This window comes from Burkholderia sp. FERM BP-3421 (assembly GCF_028657905.1).
Taxonomy (GTDB): domain Bacteria; phylum Pseudomonadota; class Gammaproteobacteria; order Burkholderiales; family Burkholderiaceae; genus Burkholderia.
In genome coordinates, this window is sequence record NZ_CP117781.1 from 2,671,708 (window position 1) to 2,692,620 (window position 20,913).

Sequence of the window (20,913 nt, forward strand, 5' to 3'; positions counted from 1 at the left end):
AATCGATGATGGAATTGGCAGTGACCCGAAGCGATAAGCTGAACGAACCGCGCACGGACATTCACGCGTCGCCGCACCTGAACCAGCGATGCCCATTCCCCGCCCTCGGAATGCCCACCCCGGTAGATCGCCCGCCGACCTGCCATAGCCGCACGCGCGGCCCGTCCGCCATGCGCTGCGCACGGCACGATGCCGAACCTCGATCGAAGGGATTCGCGCCGCCCACCCCCGTGGCGAACGCGCAAAAGAAGAAGCGGCGGACAGCTACGCTGCCCGCCGCTGCAATCAACAACATCTTGAAATGGCCCTCGGATTCCTTCCGCAACGCGGAAGGTGGCAAACAAGATCTTTTTGGCAACCAGCGGCACGCATTGCGCCCGCTCGCGAATCAACACGCCTTGTAGTTATATGCCGCAATTGAAAGGCGATTGAAAGTTAATTCGTGATGTGCACATCAATTTCAATGGCACACTGCAGCCAAGATCCAATCAGATCGTAATAATCGGTAATATTAACTACAACTATATGCTTTTGGCAAGCTGTAGAAACTGACAGAAAAATATCCCGCGAGCAATGTTCAGCGCCATGAAAGCGTCATTCCACTGTGATTCGTAATAATCCAGGGCAATGAACACAAGGAAGTTCGCTTCCAGCCCCGCGCAATCGACGTGTCCAATCCCCGCGCACGCCTCTCTGGGCCGGCGGCCCGGCCACGCCACCCTGCGCTCCTCGCCTTCCATCGCCTCAAGCCGGCGCTCAAATGCGTCCTGATCCCGTCCCGCGGAATCGCTCGGCGTCCGCGCCGAGAAGCGGCTCTATTCGGCATCGTGTCCGGCAAGCGGCGTGCCGAACGTGCCCATGCCCCAGGCCGGATCGCGGCGGGCGCGCATCGGCTCACTCACCGAAACATCACTCCGTCCGGCCGCCACGACCCGCCGCGCCTCCCTCGATCGCCCCTACCAAGCCGCCCCGCCTACCCGCCGCCCGGATCGCCTCCTCGTACACCCCGCCACGCGCCGCGCGATGACCGCATTGTCGAAATGCTCGCGCGCGTAACGGCGGCACGCGCGCGCATCGGGCAACGCAAGCGCGCCCGACAACGCATCGCGCACGCCCTCCGCGATCGCGCCCGCCCCGCCGCCCGGCAGCACGAGCGCGTCGGACAGCCCCGCCACCGCCTCCGGCAGCCCGCCGACCGGCGTGACCAGCACCGGCGTGCCCGTCGCCAGCGATTCCACCGTGATCAGCCCGAAGCCTTCCAGCGCGACGGTCGGCACGACGCTCAGCGTCGCCGCGCGGTACAGCGTCGCCAGATGCGCGTCCGGCACGAAGCCGAGCAGCGTCACGTGGCCGTCGAGCCCCGCCGCGTCGATGCGCGCCTTCAGTTCGGCCGTGAGCGGCCCCTTGCCCGCGATCAACAGCAGCACGTCCGGACACCGCCGGCGCACGATGTCGATCGCGTCGATCAGATCCTCCAGCCCCATCCGCCGCACGAGGCGTCGCACCGCCAGCACGATCGGCCGATCGGGCGGCAATTGCAGCCGGCGGCGCGCGTCCGCCGTGGTGATCGGCACATCGAACTGCGCGGTGTCGACGCAGCCCGGCACCACCCGCACCCGCGCCGGATCGATCCCGTAGCGCGACGTGAGGATCTCCCCGAACGCGCGCGACAGCACGATCAGCCGCGTCGAGCGCGCGTACACGGTCTGCTCGACGTAGTACTTCGCGCGGCGGCCGAGCACGGCCGCTCCCTCGACCTGGCTTTCGTCCGCCCACGGCCCCTGGAAATGCGAGACCTGCGGGATGCCGCGCGTGACGTCGAGGCCCGGGAACGTGTAGAGCGCGAAATGCGACGACACCACGTCCGGCCGCTCCACCCGCACCACCTCGCGCAGCGCCTGCCGCGCGGCCAGCATGCGGCGCGGCAGCGAGCCGCCCGCCGGCCCGAAGCCGTGGATCGCGCCGCCCGTGTCGGTCGCGACCTGCGCGGAGCCGGCCACCACGCCGCGCACCGCGACCCCCGCCCCCGGCAGCGCGCCGACAAGCGCGTGGTACATCCGGTCGAGCCCGCCTGCCCGTTCGGGAAACCAATGCATGCCGATCTGCAAGGATTTGATCGTCGGGGAGGGATCCGTCATCGCGCGTGCTCCTGCGTCACCTGAGGTTTCGTGGCCGGCGTCGGCCGCGCGCCGCGCGCCAGCCGCCGGTACAGCGCGAGGTACTGCGCGCCCATGCGCGCCCAGCTGAAATCGGCGACCCGCGCGCGCGCCGCGCGGCCCATCTCGCGGCAGGCGTCGCGCGCGTTCGCGAGGCGGGCCAGCGCGCGCGCGAGCGCGGCCGTGTCGTCGGGATCGTCGAGCACGATCCCGCACGCGGGCGTGATGATTTCCGCGCCGCCCGCGCTGCGCGCGGTCACCACCGGCAGCCCCGCCGCCATCGCCTCGAGCAGCGACAGGCTCATCGCCTCGTAGCGCGACGGAAACACGTAGGCATCGGCCGACGCCATCAGCACGGGCATCGCGCCCACCAGCCCGAGGAAATGCACGCGCGCATCGAGCCCGAGCGCGCGCGCCTCGGCCGGATACGGGCTGCCCGGCAGATAGCCCGCCACCGCGAGATGCACGTGCGGCGGCAGTTGCGCGAGCGCGCGCAGCACGGTGCCGAGGTTCTTGCGCGGCGTGCGCAGGTCGCCGACAAACAGCAGCAGGAACGCATCCTCGGGCAGCCCGAACGCGCGCCGGTCCGGCCGCGCGCGCGCGAACGCATCGAGATCGACGCCGTTGTGGATCACGCCGATGCGCGCGGCGTCGATCCCCGCGTCCCGGATCTCGCCCGCCACCTTGGCCGACACCGCCGTGATCGCGCGCGCGCGCCGGTAGGCCCAGCGCTCGAAGCGCGCGTTCAGCCAGGTATAGAGGAACTGATACGCCGACCACGGCCCGCGCGTCAGCCGGTACGGATAGCTGGGGCTCGCGAGCCAGCCGCCGTGCACGAAGTGCGCGGTGTTGACGTCGGCGCGCACCCACGAGATGAAGCCGTTGACGTGCAGCAGGTCGTAGTCGGCGCGATGCCGGCGCAGCCACCACGCGCTCTTGAGCGCGAACACCTGCTGCCGCACCAGGTTCGAGGGCCAGCCGCGCCCCACCCGCACCGGGATCCAGCGCACCCGCGGATCGTCGAGCAGCTCGGGCGCGACGTGCGACGCGACGAGCGTCACCTCGCAGCGCTCGGCGAGTGCCGCGCGGGCGATCTCGTAGTTCACCCGGCCCTGTCCGTCGTTGTGACGCACGACATGCGTGACGATGGCGATTCTCACTGGTCGACTCCCGACGAAAGCGCGACGTGCCGGCGCTGCAGCTTGCGCCAGTGCGCCGCGGACAAGATCGCGCTGATGCTCATGAACAGCAGCAGGCCGCCCGTGCCGATCAGCGAATTGGTGAACACCAGCATCGCGAACACCGACAGGCTCAGGCTCAGGCAGGCGGAAACGAAGCGGTCGCGGCGCAGCGCGAACGACGCGCGCACCGCGCGGCCGAGCAGCCACAGGGTGCCGGCGAGATACAGCAGCGTGCCCGGCCAGCCGAGCACGAACGGCACGTTCATCACGCCGCTGTCGAAGCTGCCGTACTTGCCCAGCTCTCCGCCGTCGCTCGACAGGCGCGTCGAGGTGCCGGTCGCGCCGAGTCCTTCGCCCGCGACGTCGGTGAACGCGGTCTGCGCGAAGCTCGCGTAGAACTTGCTGCGATCGTCGTAGCTGCGATCGTCCTTGAGGTTCGAGATCGACTGCAGGCGCTGGCCCAGGCGGTCGGCGACCGGCCCCACCGTCAGCAGCGGCACGCACAGCCCGGCCAGCACCAGCGCGCTCGCGAACAGCCGCAGGCGCACCCGGTTGGTCGATTTCGCGAGCTGGATCGCGAGCGCGATCACCCAGCCGCCCCAAGTCGAGCGCACGAGACACAGGCTGAACGCGACGAAGCCCGCCGCGCCCGCGAGCCAGCGCAGCCGGCCGTCGGCCGCGAGCACGAACACGAGCGCGCCCATCATCGCGAATGCGAACGGGCCCGATGAGTTCATCGTGCTGAACACGCGCACGCCGTACGGCACCGGATCGCCCTGCGAGTTCATCTGCGAACCGAGCATCCACAGCACGTCCCATTGCGGCATCACGAAGAACTGCACGATGCCGTAGACGCCCATCACCAGCATGCCCTCGACGAACGCGGCCAGGATCGTCTCGCGATAGGCCGGGTAGTCGCGCGCGTGCACGATGATGTGGAAGCCGATCAGCACCGGATACATCCAGTTCGCGAGATCGTAGGTCGCGGCGAGCGGCCCGCTCGACACGACGCCCACCAGGTACGCGTAGCCGAGCCCGAGCAGGATCAGCAGCACCGGCAGGCCGCGCCGCTCGGCCAGCACGCGGTAGTGGCGCACGAGCCCGAGCGCCGCGATCATCGTGACCGCGAGCGGCGCGATCTGGATCAGACTGGTCGGCGTGTACGCGCCGCGCGTCCAGTCGGCGAGCCGCCGCACCTCGGGCGCGAGGAACCACAGCCACCACATGAAGCCCACGTAGCGCGCCGGGCTGCGCACGTACAGCCACAGGCCCGCCGCGACCGACAGGCACGGAAACGCGTAGGTCAGCACCGTGCCCTGGTGCGCGGCGATCAGCACGGCGGTGAGGCCCCACAGCGCCGCCTGCGCGGCCCAGTGGACCGGATCGCCCGCGAACCGGCCGAGGCCGGCGCGGCGCGCGGACGCGAGACGCGGGGCGTGCGCCGTCATCGGCCCGCTCCGCCCGGCGCGGCGGCAGGCGCGGTCGCGCCGGCGCGGCGGGCCAGCAGCGCGCGCGTCAGGCGCGCATGCTGTTCGGCGAACTGCCGGGTCGTCAGCGCGGCGCGTTCGAGCCGCGCGGCAGCAGCCTGCGCACGCGCCAGCGCGCGGGCCGGCTGTGCCGCGAGCGCATCGGCCGCGCGCCGCAGCGCGCGCGGATGGAACGGCGGCACATAGGTTGCCGTGCCGCGCGGAAAATAGTCGCGCAATCCGCCGACCTGCGTGACGATCATCGGCTTGCCGAGCGCCGCCGCCTCCAGCATCACGGTGATGCCCGATGCGTGGTGGTTCGGGCGCAGCGGCACCACGATCAGATCGGCCCACTCGTACAGCGCGCGCTGTTGCGCGATGCCCGCCGCCGGCCCGATCGCGATGTTCGGCGCGCGCAGCGCGCGCGGCACGCGCCGCCGGGTCGCGAGCCGCACGTCGTAGCGCGCGTCGTGGCCGAACGCCGTCACGAAGGTTCGCCAATCGCGATCGCGGTCGTTGCCGATCGCCGCGATGCGCAGCGGCCGATGCGGCGTCCATGCCTGGGGCGGCCGGATCGGGAAGTCCTGCGTGTTCAGCCCGTAGTACACGTGCTCGGCCTCGCGCCCCAGATAGCGGCGGCACAGCGCGGCATTGTCGCGCGCGAGCGTCGTCAGCACATCCGCGCGCGCGAGCAGCCAGCGATACAGGGCGCGCCGCGCGAGGCCGTAGTCGCGCCAGCGATCGAACAGCCACACGCTCTGCGCGAGCAGCAGCGGCCGGCGGCCGCGCGCGCCCGCGAGCCGCAACACCAGCGCGGCCGCGAGATGCTCGTGCTCGGTGTGCGTCCAGATCACGTCGCTCGCGAGCAGCGCCGCGCGATTGCGCCACGCATGCAGCAGGTCGAAGCCGAGCAGCGCCTTCGCCGCGCGCCGCGCGAGGCCCACGAGCCGGCCTTCGCGCGCGTCGCGCGAGTAGCTGAGCGCGAACTCGGCCGACTCCGCGTGGTGATAGCCGTACAGGCAGCCGATGCCGTCGCCCCGGCGATAGGTGCGCGGATCCGCGCCATGAAACAAGTGAACATGGACCTTGGTCGCGTTCATGCGCCTCCTCCGGTTCCGGTTGCAACGCATTGCCGACGCGCGCGCATCGCGCCGCCTCCTCAAGCCGCCGCCGCGCGCGCGGCCCGCGCCCCCGCGCGCACCGCGCGCCAGTGCGCATGCCGGCGCGCGCGCCGCGCCGACAGCGCGCCCAGCATCAGGTGGGCCACCCCCGGATAGACGCGCGTGCCGACGAGCGCGTACCACCACCACGCCGCCTCGCGCCGCAGCGGCGGCAGATGTTCGCGCAGGACCAGGTGCAGGTTGTATGCGGCGTTGCTGACGGCATCGAGCGAGGCCGCGTCGCGGCCGTCGTCGTCGAAGCGTTCGGCCGGATAGTGGTCGACCGCGACGGCCGGGTCGTAGACGAGCTTCCAGCCCGCGCGCTTCACGCCGAGGCTGAACGCGAGATCGTTGTGCGGCTGCGCGCCCGCGCCGCGCAGCCGCGTATCGAAGCGCAGGCCCGCGATCGCCGCGCGCCGGTAGCTCATGTTCGCGCCCTTGAGCAGGTCGACCTCGCGCGCGCCGCCCACGCCGAGGTGATGGTTGCCGACGATCCTGCCGCTCGCCCGCAGGCGGCCGACCAGCGGCCGCGCCGCATCCAGCAGGCGGCCCTTCTCGTGCACCCAGTCGCGCCCGCCGAGCGCGCCGAGCGCGGGGTCCGCGCCGAACGCCGCCGCGATGCGCGCGAGCCAGTCCGCGCGCGGCGCGGCGTCGTCGTCGGTGATCGCGATCACATCACCCCGCGCGGCCTCCAGTCCGCGATTGAGCGCCGCGACCTGCCCCGGCGCATCGACCGCGGCGACCCGCAGCGTCAACCCGCCGCGCACCGCCGGATCGGCGAGCCGCGCGTGGGTCGCCGCATCGTCGCGGCGCGCGACGACGATCACTTCGTCGGGCGCGCGCCGCTGCCGCGCAAGCGCGGCGAGGCAGCGCGCGAGGTCGTCGGGACGCCGGTAGGTCGGCACGAGCACGGAGATGTTCATCGCAGGGTCTCTCGTCGGTCGCGGACGCGCGCGCGTCACGCATTCAGGTATTCGTGGACGGATGCATAACCGCGCCCGTAGCCGCGCGCGCGCGGCGGCACGCCGTTGAAGATTCCGCCTTGCAGTTGCACGCCCGCCGTCCGCAGACGCTTGATCGCATCGCCGATCTCGCCCTCGGTGTGCATGCCCGAGCGCAACACCAGGAAGGTCGAGCCGGCCAGTTCGCCGAGCAGCGTCGCGTCGGTCACCGCGAGGATCGGCGGCGAATCGACGATCACCATGTCGTAGCGATTGCTGAGGCCGTCCAGGTATTGCACGACGCGCGGCGACATCAGCAGCTCCGACGGATTCGGCGGCCGGGCGCCCGCCGCGATGAAGGACAACCCCTGCACCGGCGTGTCGCGGATCGCGTCCTCGAGCGGCGCCTGGTCGCTCAGCAGTTCGGAGAGCCCCACGCCGCCGCGCGTCTCGAAGTAGCATTCGAGCGAGCCGCGCCGCATGTCGGCATCGATCAGCAGCACCCGCTTGCCCGAGTGCGCGAGCAGCGCGGCGAGATTCACCGCGAGAAAGCTCTTGCCGATGCCCGGCGTCGGCCCGGTCAACACCATCACGCGATTCTTCGCGTCCATCAGCGCGAATTGCAGCGCGGTGCGCAAGCTGCGCAGGCTCTCGACGCTCAGGTCCTTCGGCCGCATGCACGCGAGGATCGGCCGGATGCGCGCGCCGCTCTTGTCCGCCCCCGCATCGAGCCGCGCCTGCTCGGCGCTGAGCGGCACGAGCCCGTACAAGGGCAGATTGAACGCGCGCTCGACGCGCTCCGGATCCTCGATGCCATGAAACAGGTTGCGGCGCAGGAACACCACGCCGGTGCCGAGAATCAACCCGAGCAGCACCGCCGCCGACAGGATCAGCACCTTCTTCGGCTTCACCGGCGCGCCGGGCCGCAGCGCCGCGTCGACCAGCCGGATGTTGCCGCCCGTGCCCGCCTTCTGCACCGACAATTCCTGCACGCGGTTCAGCAGCAGTACGTAAATGTCTTCCGCGACCTTCGCGTTGCGCTGCAGCGCCACCGCCTTCACCTCGGTCGCCGGCAGCCCGCGAAAGCGATCGCTGAACTTGCGCTGCTCCGCCTCGAGCTGCGCGAGCTGCTCGCGCGCGGCCAGCACGAGCGGATGCGCCTCGGTGAAGCGCTGCGCGAGCGAGGCGAGCTGCAGGCGCTGCGCGGCGATCTGCTGCTCGTACTGCACGCTGCCTTCCAGGTACACCTTCGCTTCGTCGCTCGCATTGATCGAGCCCGAGGTGCGCTGGTACTCGGTCAGCGCCGCCTCCGCGCGCTCCAGGTCCGACTTCAGGCGCGGCTCCTCGCTCCTGAGGAAGTCGAGCATCTTGGTCGCCTCGGCCTGCTTGCTCGTCACGTGCTGGTGCAGGTAGGACTGCGCGAGCGCGTTGGCGATCTGCGCGGTCTGGTCCGGATCGCGCCCTTCGAGCGAGATCTGGATCACGCCGGTCTGCTTGCCCTGCTCGGTCACCTGGATCGCCGACTGGAACGCGGTGATCGCATCGAGATCGTTCTGCCGCACCACGATGAATTGCGTGCCGGGCCGCGCGACCAGCTGGCCGACCGTCAGCGCCACGCCGCCACCTTCCGCGCGCTCGCCGACCCGCCCGCGCAGCAGCGGCGCGCCGTCGGCCGTGGCGAGCGCGTAGTCGCCCCCGGCGCCCGCCGTCAGGGTCAGCGGCTGGCCTTCGAGCGCCTGCGTCACCTCGATCGCGTCGATGCTGGCCAGCTCGCCGCCCCAGGCGTACGCGCCGAGCCCGAGCCAGGGCCGCGCGGGGCGGCCCGGCGTCGCGAGCCGCGCGGCGATGCCGCCGAGCAGCGGCATGCTTCTCGGCGTCACCGAGAAGTTGAGCTTGCACTGCTCGACAACCGGCCCCACCACGCCGCGGCTCTTGATGATCTCGATCTCCGCGTCGGTCGCGGGCGTCGGCGGGCCGCTGTTGATCACCGCGCCGGTCTGGGTCTGCGTGAGCGCCTGCGAGGTGTTGTCGCCCGCCTCGACCCGCACGTGCGCGTCCGCCGAGTAGACCGGCTTCGCGATATAGCAGTACAGCGCCGCGAGCGCGATCACGGTCGCCGCGATCGCGAGCAGCAGCCAGATGTCGTCGAGGATCACCTGGATCAGCCGGCCGAGCACGACGTCCTCTTCCTCCGTCGTCGTCGCGAGGTCCGCGTACGGATGTTTCGCCTGCGTATTCACCATGCATTCCGCCTCGGTTGGGGCGGGTCGGGCCGGCCGGCCCGGCCCGCTCAGCGCGTGATCTGCTTCATGTAGTAGATCGACTGGATCGTCGGGAACACCTGCTGCAGGATCCGGTTGAACTGCACCGATGCGGCGGTGCCGACATACACCACGTCGAGCGGCTGCAGCTGGAAGCGGCTCGACAACATCAGCGCGTCGGGCTGCGTCATGTCGAGCCGGAAGATGTCGGGCGTGCCGCCCTGCGCCGGCAGGTCGCGCAGCACGTAGATCTGGCGCGGATTCGCATCGGTATCGAGCAGGCCGCCGCCGGCCGTCAGGGCATCCGCGATCGTCAGCCGCCCCCTGAGCATCGGCACGGTCGCCGGCGTCTTCACCTCGCCCATCACGAATACGCGGCTGTCGCTGCGATCCGGCACGTTGACGATGTCGCCCGCCTGCAGCATCACGTTCTGGTCGATCTCGCCGCGATCGAGCACGCCGTTCGCGTCGAGCTGGTAGAAGCGGCCCTCGCGCGTGAGCCGCACGCGCTGCAAGTCGGCCTCGGTGGTCGAGCCGCCCGAGCGCGTGATCGCATCGACGAGCCTCAGCGGCACATCCGTGATCGCGAGCGGCCCCGGCGTGCGCACCTCGCCCGTCACCTGCACCTTCTGGCTGCGGTAGGACAGCACCCGCACGTCGATCTGCGGCTGCTTCACATAGTGCGCGAGCTTCGCCGCCAGTTCGTCGCGCAGTTCCTCGACCGTCCTGCCCACCGCGCGCAACCGGCCGACGAACGGGAAGAAGATCGTGCCGTCCGCGTTCACGGTCTGGCCGTAGGGGTCGGCCTGCCCCGGCAGCGCGTTCGTGTAGGGCTGCTGCAGCGCGCCCGCGACCGTCTGCGTGGTGTTGCCGCCGCTCGAGAACGACTGGCCCTGCGGCGTGGTCAGCTCCGGGTGGTCCCACACCGTGACGCCGAGGATGTCCTGCGGCGCGATCCGGTACACGTACTGCGAGGGGTCCGCGAAACGGTCGGCGGGCACGGGCCGCGCGGTGCGCTGCGCATCCGCCTGCGCGACGATCAGCCGGGCGTCGATCAGATGCACCGGATACTGCGCGGTCGGCGCCGCGTCGTCGTCGCGCAAGCGCGAGGTGTCGAGATGGTTGCCGGGCGCGGTCGCGCACGCGGACAGCAGCGCCGCGGCCGCGAGCGCCGCGAGACGGGAAACGGACGAACGAATCAGCATATCCTGGGCAACCATCCTTGAACCAGTCGTTCGATCTGCAGGTAGCGCGCGCGGTAGTCGGCCTCGGGGCCGCCGTACGGATCGGCGATCTCGGCGCGCTCCCACTTGCCGAGCAGGTGCACCTTGCCGCGCGCGCACGGGTCGAGCGCCTCGAGCGCCGCGCACTGCGCACGCTCGTTCGCGAGCACCAGGTCGGCGTCGCGCACGAGCGCGCGGCTCACGCGCCGCGAGCGATGCGTGGAGCCGTCGACACCGCGCTCGGCAAGCAGGCGCGCCATCATGGGGTCGAGCGCATCACCGTCGTTCGCGCCGATCCCGGCGGAATGAAACAGCCGCGCGCGCTCGCCGGCGCGCGCGGCGAACGTGCGGAACAGCAGCTCCGCGACCGGGCTGCGGCATACGTTCGCGTGGCAGACGATCAGCACGTTGCGGAACATCGGCACGGGCGCGGCCGTCATGCGACCGCCGGCGCGACGGGCGGCGCGACGCGCGCACCCGGCCGGCCGATCGGGTGATACTCGATGCCCAGCTCGCGCATCGCGAGCGGCTCGTACAGGTTGCGGCCGTCGAAGATCACCGGCTGCCGCCAGCGCGCGTCGAGCGCGGCGAAATCCGGGCTCTTGAACGCCGCCCACTCGGTGACGATCACGAGCGCATCCGCGTCGCGCACGGCGCTCAGCGCATCGTCGGCGAACGCGAGGCGCGCGAGCCGCTCCGGATGGTCGCGCAGATCGCGCGCGAACACGCGCGCCGCCTCGGCGCGCGCGACCGGATCGTAGGCGACGATGCGCGCCCCGCGCGCGAGCAGCGCCGCGATCAGCGCACGGCTCGGCGCCTCGCGCATGTCGTCGGTCTCCGGCTTGAACGCGAGCCCCCATACGCCGAAGCGACGGCCGCTCAGGTCCGCGCCGAAGCGCGCGACGATCTTGCGCGCGAGCACCTGCTTCTGCGCGACATTGACCCCGGCCACCGCTTCGAGAATCCGCAGCGGTTCGCCCGCCTCGGCGGCCGCGCGCGCGAGCGCGTCGACGTCCTTCGGAAAGCACGAGCCGCCGTAGCCGCAGCCCGCGTACAGGAAGTGGTAGCCGATGCGCGGATCCGCGCCGATGCCGCGCCGCACCGCCTCGATGTCCGCGCCGCAGCGGTCCGCGAAGTTCGCGAGTTCGTTCATGAAGGAGATCCGCGTCGCCAGCATCGCGTTCGCCGCGTACTTGGTGAACTCGGCGGAGCGCACGTCCATGTACAGCGTGCGTTCGTGATTGCGATTGAACGGCGCGTACAGCGTCTTCATCAGCGCGCGCGCGCGTTCGCCGGGCACGTCGTCGTCACAGCCGATCACGATCCGGTCGGGCCGCGTGAAATCGTCGATCGCCGCGCCCTCCTTCAGGAACTCGGGATTCGAGACGACCGAGAACATCGTCTCGACGCCGCGCGCGCGCATCTCGTCCGCGATCGCCTCGCGCACGCGCAGCGCGGTGCCGACCGGCACCGTCGACTTGTCGACGATCACCTTGAAGCCGCGCATGTGCCGGCCGATCGCGCGCGCCGCCGCGAGCACGTGGCGCAGGTCGGCGGAGCCGTCCTCGTCGGGCGGCGTGCCGACCGCGATGAACTGCACTTCGCCGTGCGCGACCGCCGCCTTGGCGTCGGTCGAGAAACGCAGCCGCCCGGCCGCGCGATTGCGGGCGATCACCTCGCGCAGGCCCGGCTCGTGGATCGGCACGCCGCCGTCGTTCAGCACGCGGATCTTCGCGTCGTCGACGTCGAGGCACAGCACGTCGTGCCCGATGTCCGCGAGGCATGCGCCCGTGACGAGCCCCACGTAGCCGCTGCCGATGATAGTCAGGTTCATGTGTCGGACCTCCTGCCCGGTGATACGGATGCCGCGCCGCGGCGCTCAATACGCGTTGCTGCCGGTGAAGCCTTTCCACAGCGTCAGCGCGACGATCTTGATGTCGAGCCAGAACGACCAGTGCTGCATGTAGTACAGGTCGAGCTTCACGCGCCCCATCATCTTCTCGATGCGGTCGGTCTCGCCGCGAAAGCCGTTGATCTGCGCCCAGCCGGTGATGCCGGGCTTGATCCGGTAGCGGAACATGTAGCCCTTCACGAGATCCTTGTAGATGTCGTCGTGCTCCAGCGCGTGCGGACGCGGGCCGACCACCGACATCTCGCCTTTCAGCACGTTGATGAACTGCGGCAGCTCGTCGAGGCTCGTGCGGCGCAGGAAGCGCCCGAAGGTCGTGATGCGCGCGTCGTGGCGCGTGGCCTGGGTCACGCGCCCGGGCGTCTCGCGATGCACGCGCATCGAGCGGAACTTGTAGATCTCGAACTCGTTGCCGTCGATGCCCTTGCGCCGCTGGCGGAACAACACCGGGCCGGGCGAGGTCAGCTTGACGAGCAGCGCGATCAGCAGCATCGCGGGCGCGAGCGCCGCGAGCGCCGCGAGCGCGAACAGGCGGTCGAACACGAACTTCGGCAGGATCCGCACGTCGGTGATCGGCGAGGCGGCGAGATTGATGGCCGGCACGCCGAGCAGCTCGACGACCTCCTGGTTGAAGAACGACAGGCTGCGCACGTCCGGAATGAAGCGGATGTTGACGAAGTCGTGCCGGAACTCAGTGACGATCCGGTGGATCTGCGGCTCCTCGGACATCGGCAGCGCGAGCCACAGCTCGCGGATCTCGCGGCCGCGCACGAGCCGCACGAGTTCCGCGAAGCTCCGTTCCACCGGCACGCCGTCGAGCCGCGCGTGCGGGGCGTCGCCGCGCTCGTCGTACACGCAGGCCGGGCTGAAGCCCGCTTCGGGCCGCGCGCGCATCTGGCCGATCAGGCGCTTCGTCGCGGGCGTGCCGCCCGCGATCGCCACCCGCTTGTGGTTGAAGCCTTCACGGCGCAGGCGGCGCAGCACCGCGTGCACCACGCTCTTCGACGCGACCAGCAGGACGATCGTCACGATCGCCCAGCAGCCGAGCCAGAGCCGCGAGAGGTCGCCCGCGTGATGGAAGCCGAAGCTCATCAGGATGCCGGCGCCCTCGACGCACAGCCAGGCCAGCGCGACGCGCCACAACAGCCCCGACACCGGCTTGCCGCGCCATGACTGATAAATGCCGAAGGCGGGGAACAGCACCACGATCAGCACACAGTTGAACAGCACCAGGGTGCGCTGCAATTCGTCGAGCCACGCCAGGCGACCGTCGCGCAGCATGACGGCCAGCCAGGCGCCGGCCACAGCCATCGCGATATCGATCAACCTGGCCAGCACGCTCAACATGATCGTTTCCTCGTCGAATCGTGAACGAGACGCACCGGCGCCGCGCTCGTTCCTGAATGACGTTATTGAACCGGCAATAAAATTCCTGCTGCAAGCGCACAAGTATTTCTAAAATTAATCGGCAAATTTTCCCATTCCGGCGTCGGCGAAGCCCGGCATGATTTTCCTCATCGGCCCATCCCATAGGATTTCGAAACAATCATTCCGTGCGCTCGGCCGCTTGCCAGTCAAGGCGAACGAGACTTCCGGCACGAATAATTTTTCATTTATTTATTCAGACGCCGATGCGCCGGGCGTCAACCATGGCCTGCATTGTTTCGAATGCGAAACGGCATGAGCCGCGCGCATTAATTGTCGAATAACGTCGTGCTACAACGATGCGCACCGCCCTGTCATCGAGGAGTGCGATCATGAATGCCACGACCATCGCCGCAAGCGCCGCACCCGACGCCCACGCCGCGCAACAGCCGACGCTCCAGCTCGTCGTGCTCGCGGGGGGCGCGGGCACGCGGCTCTGGCCGATGTCGCGCGAGCATCATCCGAAGCAGCTGATCGGACTGCTCGGCGACGATTCGCTGCTGCAGGCGACCACCCGCCGCCTCGACGGCTTCGCGTCCGCGTGCCCGATCGCCGACGAACTGCTCATCGTCTGCGGCGAGGCGCATCGCTTCACCACCGCCGAGCAGCTGCGCGTCGCCGGCGCGCGCGCGACGATCCTGCTCGAACCCGTCGGGCGCGACACCGCGCCCGCGCTGACGCTCGCTGCGCTGCGCGCGACCGCCGCGGGCGAGGACCCCGTGCTCGCCGTGATGCCCGCCGATCATGCGATCGCGGATCCGGCGCGTTTCCAGGCCGCGCTCGCGGCCGGCGTCGAACACGCGGCGCGCGGCCGCATCGCGACGTTGGGCATCGTGCCGACCCGCGCGGAAACCGGCTACGGCTACCTGCGCATCGGCGAGGCGGTCGATACCGCGGCGGTCGATACCGCCGCGGCCACCGCCGCGCCCGACCTCGAGGTGCGGCGTCTCGAACGCTTCGTCGAGAAACCGCACATCGAGCTGGCGCGCCAGTACATCGCGTCGGGCGAATACTGGTGGAACAGCGGTATTTTCATCATGCGCGCGTCGGTGTGGCTGAAGACTCTGCGGCATTACCAGCCGGCGATCCACGATGCCTGCGCCCGCGCGCTCGCGCTCGGGCGCGACGACGGCCCGTTTTTCCGGGTCGATCCCGACAGCTTCGCGGCCACACCGGCCAACTCGATCGACTACGCGGTGATGGAACCGCTGTCGACGCCGCCCGCGCCGTGCGAGGCGGTCGCGGTGCCGCTCGACGCGGGCTGGTCCGACGTCGGCTCGTGGGATGCGCTGTGGCAGATCTCGCTCAAGGACGAGGCGGGCAACGTCGCGCGCGGGCGCGTCCTGTTCGAAGGCGCGAGCGACACCTATGCGCATTCGGACGGCCGACTGATCGCCTGCGTGGGCACGCGCGACCTCGTGATCGTCGAGACACCGGATGCGCTCCTGGTCGCGGACCGCGCGCGCGTGCAGGACGTCAGACAGATCGTCGGCCGCCTCAAGGCGACGCGCGACCCGGCGGCGGCCGAGCATCGCAAGGTGCATCGGCCGTGGGGGCACTACGATTCGATCGACTCGGGGGAGCGCTTCCAGGTCAAGCGCATCGTCGTGCAGCCGGGCGCGCGGCTGTCGTTGCAGATGCACCATCACCGCGCGGAGCACTGGATCGTCGTGCGCGGCACGGCCCGCATCACGCGCGGCGACGATACCTTCCTGCTGTCGGAAAACGAGTCGACCTATATTCCGCTCGGCGTCACGCACCGGCTGGAGAATCCCGGCAAGCTGCCATTGGAACTGATCGAGGTGCAGTCGGGCGCGTATCTCGGCGAGGACGACATCGTGCGCTTCGAGGATCACTACGGGCGACCCTGACGCCGCCCCGTCCTTCCGCGCGACTCAGCCGACGCGGTATGCGTAGTGCTCGGCGGCCGGCGTCGCGCCGTCACCGCTGTCCGCGCGCGCGGAGCGGTGTTCGGCCGCGAAGCGCGGCACGTCCGCGTCCGCGCCCTCCGACGCGTCCGCCGCCAGCACGGCGAGCGTCGGCACGCCGCCCGTTGCGCCGGATGCCGGACGCCGCACGGCGGGCGCGTCGGCCGCGCCGTGCTGCTCGATCCATTGCCGCGCCCAATCGAGCGCGTATTGCTCGGCCGACTCCGCATCGGTGAAACGCGGGCCGATCAGGCCCGAGCGCTCGACGCGCCGCTCGTCCTGCATGATCTCGGCCCACGCGCGAAACATGAGGTTCTGCACCGGCTGCGCGATGCCGTGGATCGTGTAGCCGCGATAGGCTTCGGTCTGCGGCGCGATGGTCGCGAAACTGACCGAGCCGGCATGCACGCGCGCACGCTCGTCGTGCACAGGCGCGCCCGGCACCTCGAACACGCGCGCCTCGCGCGACGCCAGCGCGCCGAAACCGCCGTCATACCAGCCCTCGTCACGCCCGGCCGGCAACCGCCACGACTCGGGGTTCTGCCAGAACACGCCGCGCAAGCGGTCGCATTCGGGCGCGGGTTCGATCGGGTGCGCGACGGCGGCGACGGGCTCGGGCGGGGGCGGTACATAGGCGAACGCGCGGCCGCTCTGTTCGGATAGCCAATGAATCATCTCGCCGAGCGTGCCGCTCGCAAGCCACTCCTCGAAGCGCCTTCGGCACGTCGGTCCAGACGGATAGCGCCCCGGCAGCTTCGACCACGGCTCGCCCGTGGTCAGGATCCACAGCACCGCGTTCGCGACCACCCGGCATTCGGCGCGAGGTCGGCCGCGCCGGTTCAGCCGGATCGGCTCCTCGGGGATCAACGCCGACAAGCGATCCCATTCCTCATCGCTTAGCTCATCGAAGGACATAGCATTCTCCACGCAGCCAGGCCGGGCTGCGATTGGCGGCGCGGCAGCGGTGGCGAACCGCCCCTGCACGCGGCCAGGTTGCACATTGTCGATGTTCGTCCGTGCATGCCGGCGCGCGCACCTCCGTGCCGCCGTTCCCGGCCATCACGCAGCCCACCCTGTCTCCCGGGTAACTGGCATTTTCCGTGCATGAAGCATACCACCGTCAGGGTTTATCTCAATATGACAATCCCTTTATGTTACGGACTGAAACAAGATAGTTTTCTGCTGTAATCAACAGATAAGTAAATGACGTGCGGTTGGTGTGGCAGCACGGCCCGAGAGGCCCTATTCACGGGCATGACGAGCACACGAAATGGGAATGGCGCACCGGTTCCGGTGCGCATTTCCGGTACGGCGGAAGCATTTTCCGATTACGACAATGAATCGGTAAATTCAGGGAAAATTCGTTTCGTTTTATTTTAAGAATAACGAATCCGGCGCATCGGCGTCATTCATCCCATCATTGCGCATACGTGCATAAAAGCGGGCGCGCCGCGCCGCGCAATCCCACACTTTGACGGATTCCTAATGAAGATCGGCGGCGAGCGCGGCCGCGACGGCGACGGGCACTGGCGCCGCCGGCACCGGGTAGTGCGGATGGTCGCAGCCGAAGGCCAGCGTCGCGCCGGCCTTGGCGCGAGCGCGCATCGCGCCGTCGAGTTCGAAGCGCAGGAAGTGCACGGCCGAGGTCTTCTCGCCGTCCTCGCGCGGCAGATCCTCGTCGGCGAGCGCGTAGACGGGCGGCCCCCGATCCACGGTCAGAAACACCCGATCCTCGACGCCGATCAGGCGCGCGAGCGCGGCGCGCCGCTCCTCCGCCTGCTCGTATTCGATCTGCAGGGTCGCCTTCAGGTTGGCGCCGTCCGGCACGAGCGGCAGGTACGCCTCGAGTTCGCCCGCGATGCCGGCCTCGTCGAAAATCTTCTCGATGTGCAGCATCTCCTGGATCTGGTAGCGGATCGTGGTCTCGTCCTCGAACAACAGGCGCAGATGCGCGCCCAGCGTCACCGCGCGGCGCTTCTTGTATTCGACGAGGCGCGCATGCTCGGCCTTGCGCACCTTGGCATAGGCTTCGAGCGTCAGCAGCGAGTCGCGGGTCAAGGTCATGGGCAGATTTCCTGGAAATGGGCTGCGCCGGCCTCAGATGCCGTAGGCCTTGCGCAGCAGGGTGAGCGGATGGGCCAGCGGCGCGTCGCGCAGGTCGGCCGCCTCGATGCCCTGCGCGATATGGTGGCCGGCGAGCGCGCAGTCGGACGACAGGTAATCGGGCCCGTCGGACGCCATCGCCTTGAACACCGGCGCGCCGATCCGCATCGCGTCCGCGTGGAATTCGCGCTTCACGCCGAATGTGCCCGCGTGCCCGGAGCAGCGCTCGACCACGTTCACGCGCGTGCCGGGCACGAGCGACAGCGTGTCGGCCGTCTTGCGGCCGATGTTCTGCACGCGCGCATGGCAGGGCACGTGGTACGACACCGTGCCGAGCCGCGTCTGGAAGTCGGTCTTGAGCAGGCCGTCGCGATGGCGCGCGATCAGGTACTCGAACGGATCCCAGAACGCCTCCGCGACCGCGCGCACGTCCGGGTCGTCGGGAAACAGCAGCGGCAGCTCGCTCTTGTACATGAGCACGCAGCTCGGGATCGCGCCGAGCAGCGCATAGCCTTCGCGCGCATAGCGCGCGAGCACCGGCACGTTGCGCGCCCGCTTGCGCGCGACGCCCTCCAGGTTGCCCTGTTCGAGCTGCGGCATCCCGCAGCACGCTTCGCTGTGCACCAGTTCATACGGAATGTCGTTGTGCGCGAGGATCGCGAGCAGGTCGTGGCCGATGCCCGGTTCGTTGTAGTTCACGTAGCAGGTTGCGTAGATCGCCACGCGCCCCGGGGTGCGCTCGCCGTCGCGCAGCGGCGCGACCGGCGACGGCCGCGCCGCGCCGCGGAACGGATGGCGGGCGAACGACGGCAGCCAGGCCTCGCGGTCCACGCCGAGCGTCGCCTCCAGCGCGCCGCGCGCGGGCGCGCTGCGGTTGACCGCATTGACCGTCTCCGTCACGACCGGGATGCCGGCGAGGCGCCCGAGCGCGTCGGTGTTCGACAACAGGCGATCGCGCAGCCGCACCTCGCCGCGCCGGTAGCGGGCCGCCTTCGCGCGCAGCATCAGATGCGGCACGTCGACGTTCCACGGATGCGGCGGCACGTACGGGCACTTCGTCATGTAGCAGAGATCGCACAGATAGCACTGGTCGACGACCTTGCCGAACGCCTGCGGCGCGACCTCGTGCGCTTCCCCGCCGTCGGTCTCGTCGACCAGGTCGAACAGGGTGGGAAACGCGCCGCACAGCGACACACAGCGTCGACACCCCGCGCAGATATCGAATACGCGCGTCAGTTCCGCATCGATCGCGTCCTGGTCGTAAAACGTCTCCGAGCGCCAATCGAGCGGATGCCGGATCGGGGCCTCCAGACTGCCTTCCTTGTGGGGCATGGGGCAGCTCCTTCAGGTAACGCGCGCGGCCTCGCCGCGGCGCACGCGCGAGAACGGGCCCCGACACGTCGGGGCCCGTTCCGCGGATCGGAAGGACGGGGCGCGCGTCAGTCGACGAGCGCGTCGAGCGCCTTCGTATAGCGGTTCGCGTGGCTGCGTTCAGCCTTCGCGAGCGTCTCGAACCAGTTCGCGATCTCGTCGAAGCCTTCCTCGCGCGCAGCCTTCGCCATGCCCGGATACATGTCGGTGTACTCGTGGGTCTCGCCCGCGACCGCCGCCTGCAGATTGAGCCGCGAAGTGCCGAACGGCAGGCCGGTCGCCGGATCGCCGACGGCCTCCAGGTACTCGAGGTGGCCGTGCGCGTGACCGGTTTCGCCTTCGGCCGTGGAGCGGAACAGCGCGGCGACGTCGTTCTGCCCTTCGACATCCGCCTTCGCCGCGAAATACAGATACCGCCGGTTGGCCTGCGATTCACCGGCGAATGCGTCCTTCAGGTTCTGTTCGGTTTTGCTGCCCTTGAGCTGTGCCATCTACGCCTCCGTCTGATACCGGCGCGGGTCGCGCCGGGCTGGACGACCGTTTGTGGGGAACGATGCGCGCGGCGCGGCGCGCGCCGCCCGGCATCGTGCCTTTAAATCTAGGCGGTGCCATGCGCGCCCCCCAATTGGCTTTTTCAATGCCGCCGATAGTCTCGCGACGCCGCGATACGGCCCCGGAACCCTCCGCCCGCGCGGGCGACAGCGGCGCGCGCGGGCGGACAGCCGGCCGCGTCAGCGCGCGGACGGCAACGGCCAGACGTCGCCGCCCTTCTCGCCTTCGTCGCGCATGCCCGCGCCGGGCAGCACCTGACGCTGCATCGACGCGCGACCGCGATTGAAGTATTTTTCGAGCAGCGCATCGAGGATCGCGACTGTTTCGACATCGGGTGCGCCGTCATAGCGCGTCGCGCGGAAGTGCATCTGGAACGCGGAGATCACCGCGATGGTCTGGGTGTCGAGCACACCGGTCTGCGGCGCATCGTAGCCATACGCGAGCAGCTTCGACTGCAGGTCCGCCACGTCGCCGCGATACGGCCGGTTGGCCTGGTAGTAGGCGATGGCGTCCGCCTCGGGCCATGCGCCCACCTGGTAGCGCTCGTACAGCTTGCGCCACGGAAACAGCGGCCCCGGGTCGGACTTGCGGCCGGGCGCGACGTCCGAATGCCCCACCACCTTCTGCGGCGGGATCTGGTGCCGGCGGACGACGTCGGCGACCAGCGCGCCGATCACCGCCACCTGGGCGTCGGGATACGGATACCAGCGCCGGTTCATCGGCGGCACGTTCTCGTCCTCGGGCGGGAAGCCCAGGTTCACGGTCTCGATGCCGACGGTGCTCGCGTTCAGCATCCGTTCGCCCTGCCAATAGCTGACGCCCGCATGCCACGCGCGCCGCGCTTCGTCGACCAGCTGATACACCTTGAAGCGGCGGCCGCCGCCGCCGTCGGCCGTGTCCGGCACGAGGTAGTGCGCGCTGACCTGCTTCTGCGGATTGGTCAGCGTCGCGAGCGAATCCGCGAGCGTCTGCGCGGTGTAGTGCAGCACCAGCGTGCGCACCCGCGAATCCTGATTCGGCGACTGGACCGACGTGTCGATCGCATAACCCGCGCCGCCGCTCGCGTCCTGCCCCGCCTTCACGCCGTCGCTGCCGCAGGCCGCGACGAGCGGCAGCGCCAGCATCCCTACCGGGACGAGCGACGACTGCGCGAGAAACGCGCGCCGCCCGTCGTTGACCCTGTGCATCTGTTGTTCTTCGTTCATGTGTGTGTGTCTTCCGACTCTGTACCGCTGAT

Annotated in this window: 17 protein-coding genes and 1 pseudogene; 3 read left to right on the top strand and 15 right to left on the bottom strand. The window is 69.8% G+C overall.

The annotated features are described in order from the left end of the window. The first annotated feature begins 8 nt into the window (after positions 1-8). The gene (locus Bsp3421_RS14655; protein WP_273996664.1) at positions 9-404 is read left to right on the top strand and encodes a hypothetical protein; all 396 of its coding nucleotides are present in this window, start codon (positions 9-11) and stop codon (positions 402-404) included. 571 nt (positions 405-975) lie between these two features. Here Bsp3421_RS14655 and Bsp3421_RS14660 read toward each other — a convergent pair. The 10 genes and pseudogenes from Bsp3421_RS14660 to Bsp3421_RS14705 all read right to left on the bottom strand — a co-directional run. After that, positions 976-2,138: pseudogene (locus Bsp3421_RS14660) on the bottom strand (glycosyltransferase family 4 protein); the annotation flags it as partial. Further along, a complete protein-coding gene (locus tag Bsp3421_RS14665; protein ID WP_273996665.1) occupies positions 2,135-3,316 on the bottom strand; it encodes a glycosyltransferase family 4 protein in 1,182 nt (393 codons plus the stop codon). The pseudogene Bsp3421_RS14660 and the gene Bsp3421_RS14665, both read right to left, overlap by 4 nt. Beyond that, positions 3,313-4,785 carry a glucose-6-phosphate isomerase gene (locus Bsp3421_RS14670; protein WP_273996666.1) on the bottom strand — a complete coding sequence of 491 codons (1,473 nt, stop codon included), beginning with the start codon at positions 4,783-4,785 and terminating at the stop codon, positions 3,313-3,315. Before Bsp3421_RS14670 ends, Bsp3421_RS14665 begins: the two co-directional genes overlap by 4 nt. Continuing rightward, positions 4,782-5,903: a glycosyltransferase gene (locus tag Bsp3421_RS14675; protein WP_273996667.1), complete on the bottom strand. Its 1,122-nt coding sequence runs from the start codon at positions 5,901-5,903 to the stop codon at positions 4,782-4,784. The genes Bsp3421_RS14670 and Bsp3421_RS14675 overlap by 4 nt, the downstream gene beginning before the upstream one ends. 59 nt (positions 5,904-5,962) lie before the next feature. After that, positions 5,963-6,886 (bottom strand): glycosyltransferase family 2 protein, encoded by a 924-nt coding sequence (locus Bsp3421_RS14680; protein ID WP_273996668.1) that lies wholly within the window; start codon positions 6,884-6,886, stop codon positions 5,963-5,965. A 35-nt stretch (positions 6,887-6,921) separates the two neighbouring features. Next, positions 6,922-9,147 carry a polysaccharide biosynthesis tyrosine autokinase gene (locus Bsp3421_RS14685; protein ID WP_273996669.1) on the bottom strand — a complete coding sequence of 742 codons (2,226 nt, stop codon included), beginning with the start codon at positions 9,145-9,147 and terminating at the stop codon, positions 6,922-6,924. Between the two features lie 47 nt (positions 9,148-9,194). Next, a complete protein-coding gene (locus tag Bsp3421_RS14690; protein ID WP_273996670.1) occupies positions 9,195-10,385 on the bottom strand; it encodes a polysaccharide biosynthesis/export family protein in 1,191 nt (396 codons plus the stop codon). Beyond that, on the bottom strand, positions 10,364-10,807 hold the full coding sequence (locus tag Bsp3421_RS14695) for a low molecular weight protein-tyrosine-phosphatase (RefSeq protein ID WP_273998404.1): 444 nt from the start codon (positions 10,805-10,807) through the stop codon (positions 10,364-10,366). Before Bsp3421_RS14695 ends, Bsp3421_RS14690 begins: the two co-directional genes overlap by 22 nt. 17 nt (positions 10,808-10,824) lie before the next feature. Beyond that, positions 10,825-12,222 (bottom strand): UDP-glucose dehydrogenase family protein, encoded by a 1,398-nt coding sequence (locus Bsp3421_RS14700; RefSeq protein WP_273996671.1) that lies wholly within the window; start codon positions 12,220-12,222, stop codon positions 10,825-10,827. A 45-nt stretch (positions 12,223-12,267) separates the two neighbouring features. Next, a complete protein-coding gene (locus Bsp3421_RS14705; RefSeq protein WP_273996672.1) occupies positions 12,268-13,644 on the bottom strand; it encodes an undecaprenyl-phosphate glucose phosphotransferase in 1,377 nt (458 codons plus the stop codon). 157 nt (positions 13,645-13,801) lie between these two features. Here Bsp3421_RS14705 and Bsp3421_RS14710 point away from each other — a divergent pair, with 157 nt between their 5' ends. Both Bsp3421_RS14710 and Bsp3421_RS14715 read left to right on the top strand, forming a co-directional pair. Then, a complete protein-coding gene (locus Bsp3421_RS14710) occupies positions 13,802-13,981 on the top strand; it encodes a hypothetical protein (RefSeq protein ID WP_273996673.1) in 180 nt (59 codons plus the stop codon). Between the two features lie 73 nt (positions 13,982-14,054). Then, positions 14,055-15,593, top strand: coding sequence for a mannose-1-phosphate guanylyltransferase/mannose-6-phosphate isomerase (locus Bsp3421_RS14715; protein WP_273996674.1), 1,539 nt, complete (start codon positions 14,055-14,057; stop codon positions 15,591-15,593). A 24-nt stretch (positions 15,594-15,617) separates the two neighbouring features. Here the strand turns inward: Bsp3421_RS14715 and Bsp3421_RS14720 are convergent, their stop codons facing one another. The 5 genes from Bsp3421_RS14720 to Bsp3421_RS14740 form a co-directional block, all read right to left on the bottom strand. Continuing rightward, entirely contained in the window at positions 15,618-16,565 is a 948-nt protein-coding gene (locus tag Bsp3421_RS14720; RefSeq protein WP_273996675.1) for a transposase, read from the bottom strand. Positions 16,566-17,132: 567 nt separating this feature from the next. Next, on the bottom strand, positions 17,133-17,714 hold the full coding sequence (locus Bsp3421_RS14725) for a DUF3501 family protein (RefSeq protein ID WP_273996676.1): 582 nt from the start codon (positions 17,712-17,714) through the stop codon (positions 17,133-17,135). A 33-nt stretch (positions 17,715-17,747) separates the two neighbouring features. Continuing rightward, positions 17,748-19,085 (bottom strand): heterodisulfide reductase-related iron-sulfur binding cluster, encoded by a 1,338-nt coding sequence (locus Bsp3421_RS14730; RefSeq protein ID WP_273996677.1) that lies wholly within the window; start codon positions 19,083-19,085, stop codon positions 17,748-17,750. 107 nt (positions 19,086-19,192) lie between these two features. Further along, entirely contained in the window at positions 19,193-19,615 is a 423-nt protein-coding gene (locus Bsp3421_RS14735) for a rubrerythrin family protein (RefSeq protein ID WP_252986839.1), read from the bottom strand. Positions 19,616-19,855: 240 nt separating this feature from the next. Beyond that, positions 19,856-20,881 carry an N-acetylmuramoyl-L-alanine amidase gene (locus Bsp3421_RS14740; protein WP_273996678.1) on the bottom strand — a complete coding sequence of 342 codons (1,026 nt, stop codon included), beginning with the start codon at positions 20,879-20,881 and terminating at the stop codon, positions 19,856-19,858. Positions 20,882-20,913: the final 32 nt, after the last annotated feature.

Coding starts and splice junctions, on each gene's coding strand:
- Bsp3421_RS14680 (WP_273996668.1), bottom strand. CDS start 6,886: ATGAACATCTCCGTGCTCGTGCCGACCTACCGGCGTCCCGACGACCTC.
- Bsp3421_RS14700 (WP_273996671.1), bottom strand. CDS start 12,222: ATGAACCTGACTATCATCGGCAGCGGCTACGTGGGGCTCGTCACGGGC.
- Bsp3421_RS14705 (WP_273996672.1), bottom strand. CDS start 13,644: ATGTTGAGCGTGCTGGCCAGGTTGATCGATATCGCGATGGCTGTGGCC.
- Bsp3421_RS14730 (WP_273996677.1), bottom strand. CDS start 19,085: ATGCCCCACAAGGAAGGCAGTCTGGAGGCCCCGATCCGGCATCCGCTC.
- Bsp3421_RS14685 (WP_273996669.1), bottom strand. CDS start 9,147: ATGGTGAATACGCAGGCGAAACATCCGTACGCGGACCTCGCGACGACG.
- Bsp3421_RS14695 (WP_273998404.1), bottom strand. CDS start 10,807: ATGTTCCGCAACGTGCTGATCGTCTGCCACGCGAACGTATGCCGCAGC.
- Bsp3421_RS14740 (WP_273996678.1), bottom strand. CDS start 20,881: ATGAACGAAGAACAACAGATGCACAGGGTCAACGACGGGCGGCGCGCG.
- Bsp3421_RS14655 (WP_273996664.1), top strand. CDS start 9: ATGGAATTGGCAGTGACCCGAAGCGATAAGCTGAACGAACCGCGCACG.
- Bsp3421_RS14675 (WP_273996667.1), bottom strand. CDS start 5,903: ATGAACGCGACCAAGGTCCATGTTCACTTGTTTCATGGCGCGGATCCG.
- Bsp3421_RS14720 (WP_273996675.1), bottom strand. CDS start 16,565: ATGTCCTTCGATGAGCTAAGCGATGAGGAATGGGATCGCTTGTCGGCG.
- Bsp3421_RS14670 (WP_273996666.1), bottom strand. CDS start 4,785: ATGACGGCGCACGCCCCGCGTCTCGCGTCCGCGCGCCGCGCCGGCCTC.
- Bsp3421_RS14710 (WP_273996673.1), top strand. CDS start 13,802: ATGATTTTCCTCATCGGCCCATCCCATAGGATTTCGAAACAATCATTC.
- Bsp3421_RS14715 (WP_273996674.1), top strand. CDS start 14,055: ATGAATGCCACGACCATCGCCGCAAGCGCCGCACCCGACGCCCACGCC.
- Bsp3421_RS14735 (WP_252986839.1), bottom strand. CDS start 19,615: ATGGCACAGCTCAAGGGCAGCAAAACCGAACAGAACCTGAAGGACGCA.
- Bsp3421_RS14725 (WP_273996676.1), bottom strand. CDS start 17,714: ATGACCTTGACCCGCGACTCGCTGCTGACGCTCGAAGCCTATGCCAAG.
- Bsp3421_RS14690 (WP_273996670.1), bottom strand. CDS start 10,385: ATGGTTGCCCAGGATATGCTGATTCGTTCGTCCGTTTCCCGTCTCGCG.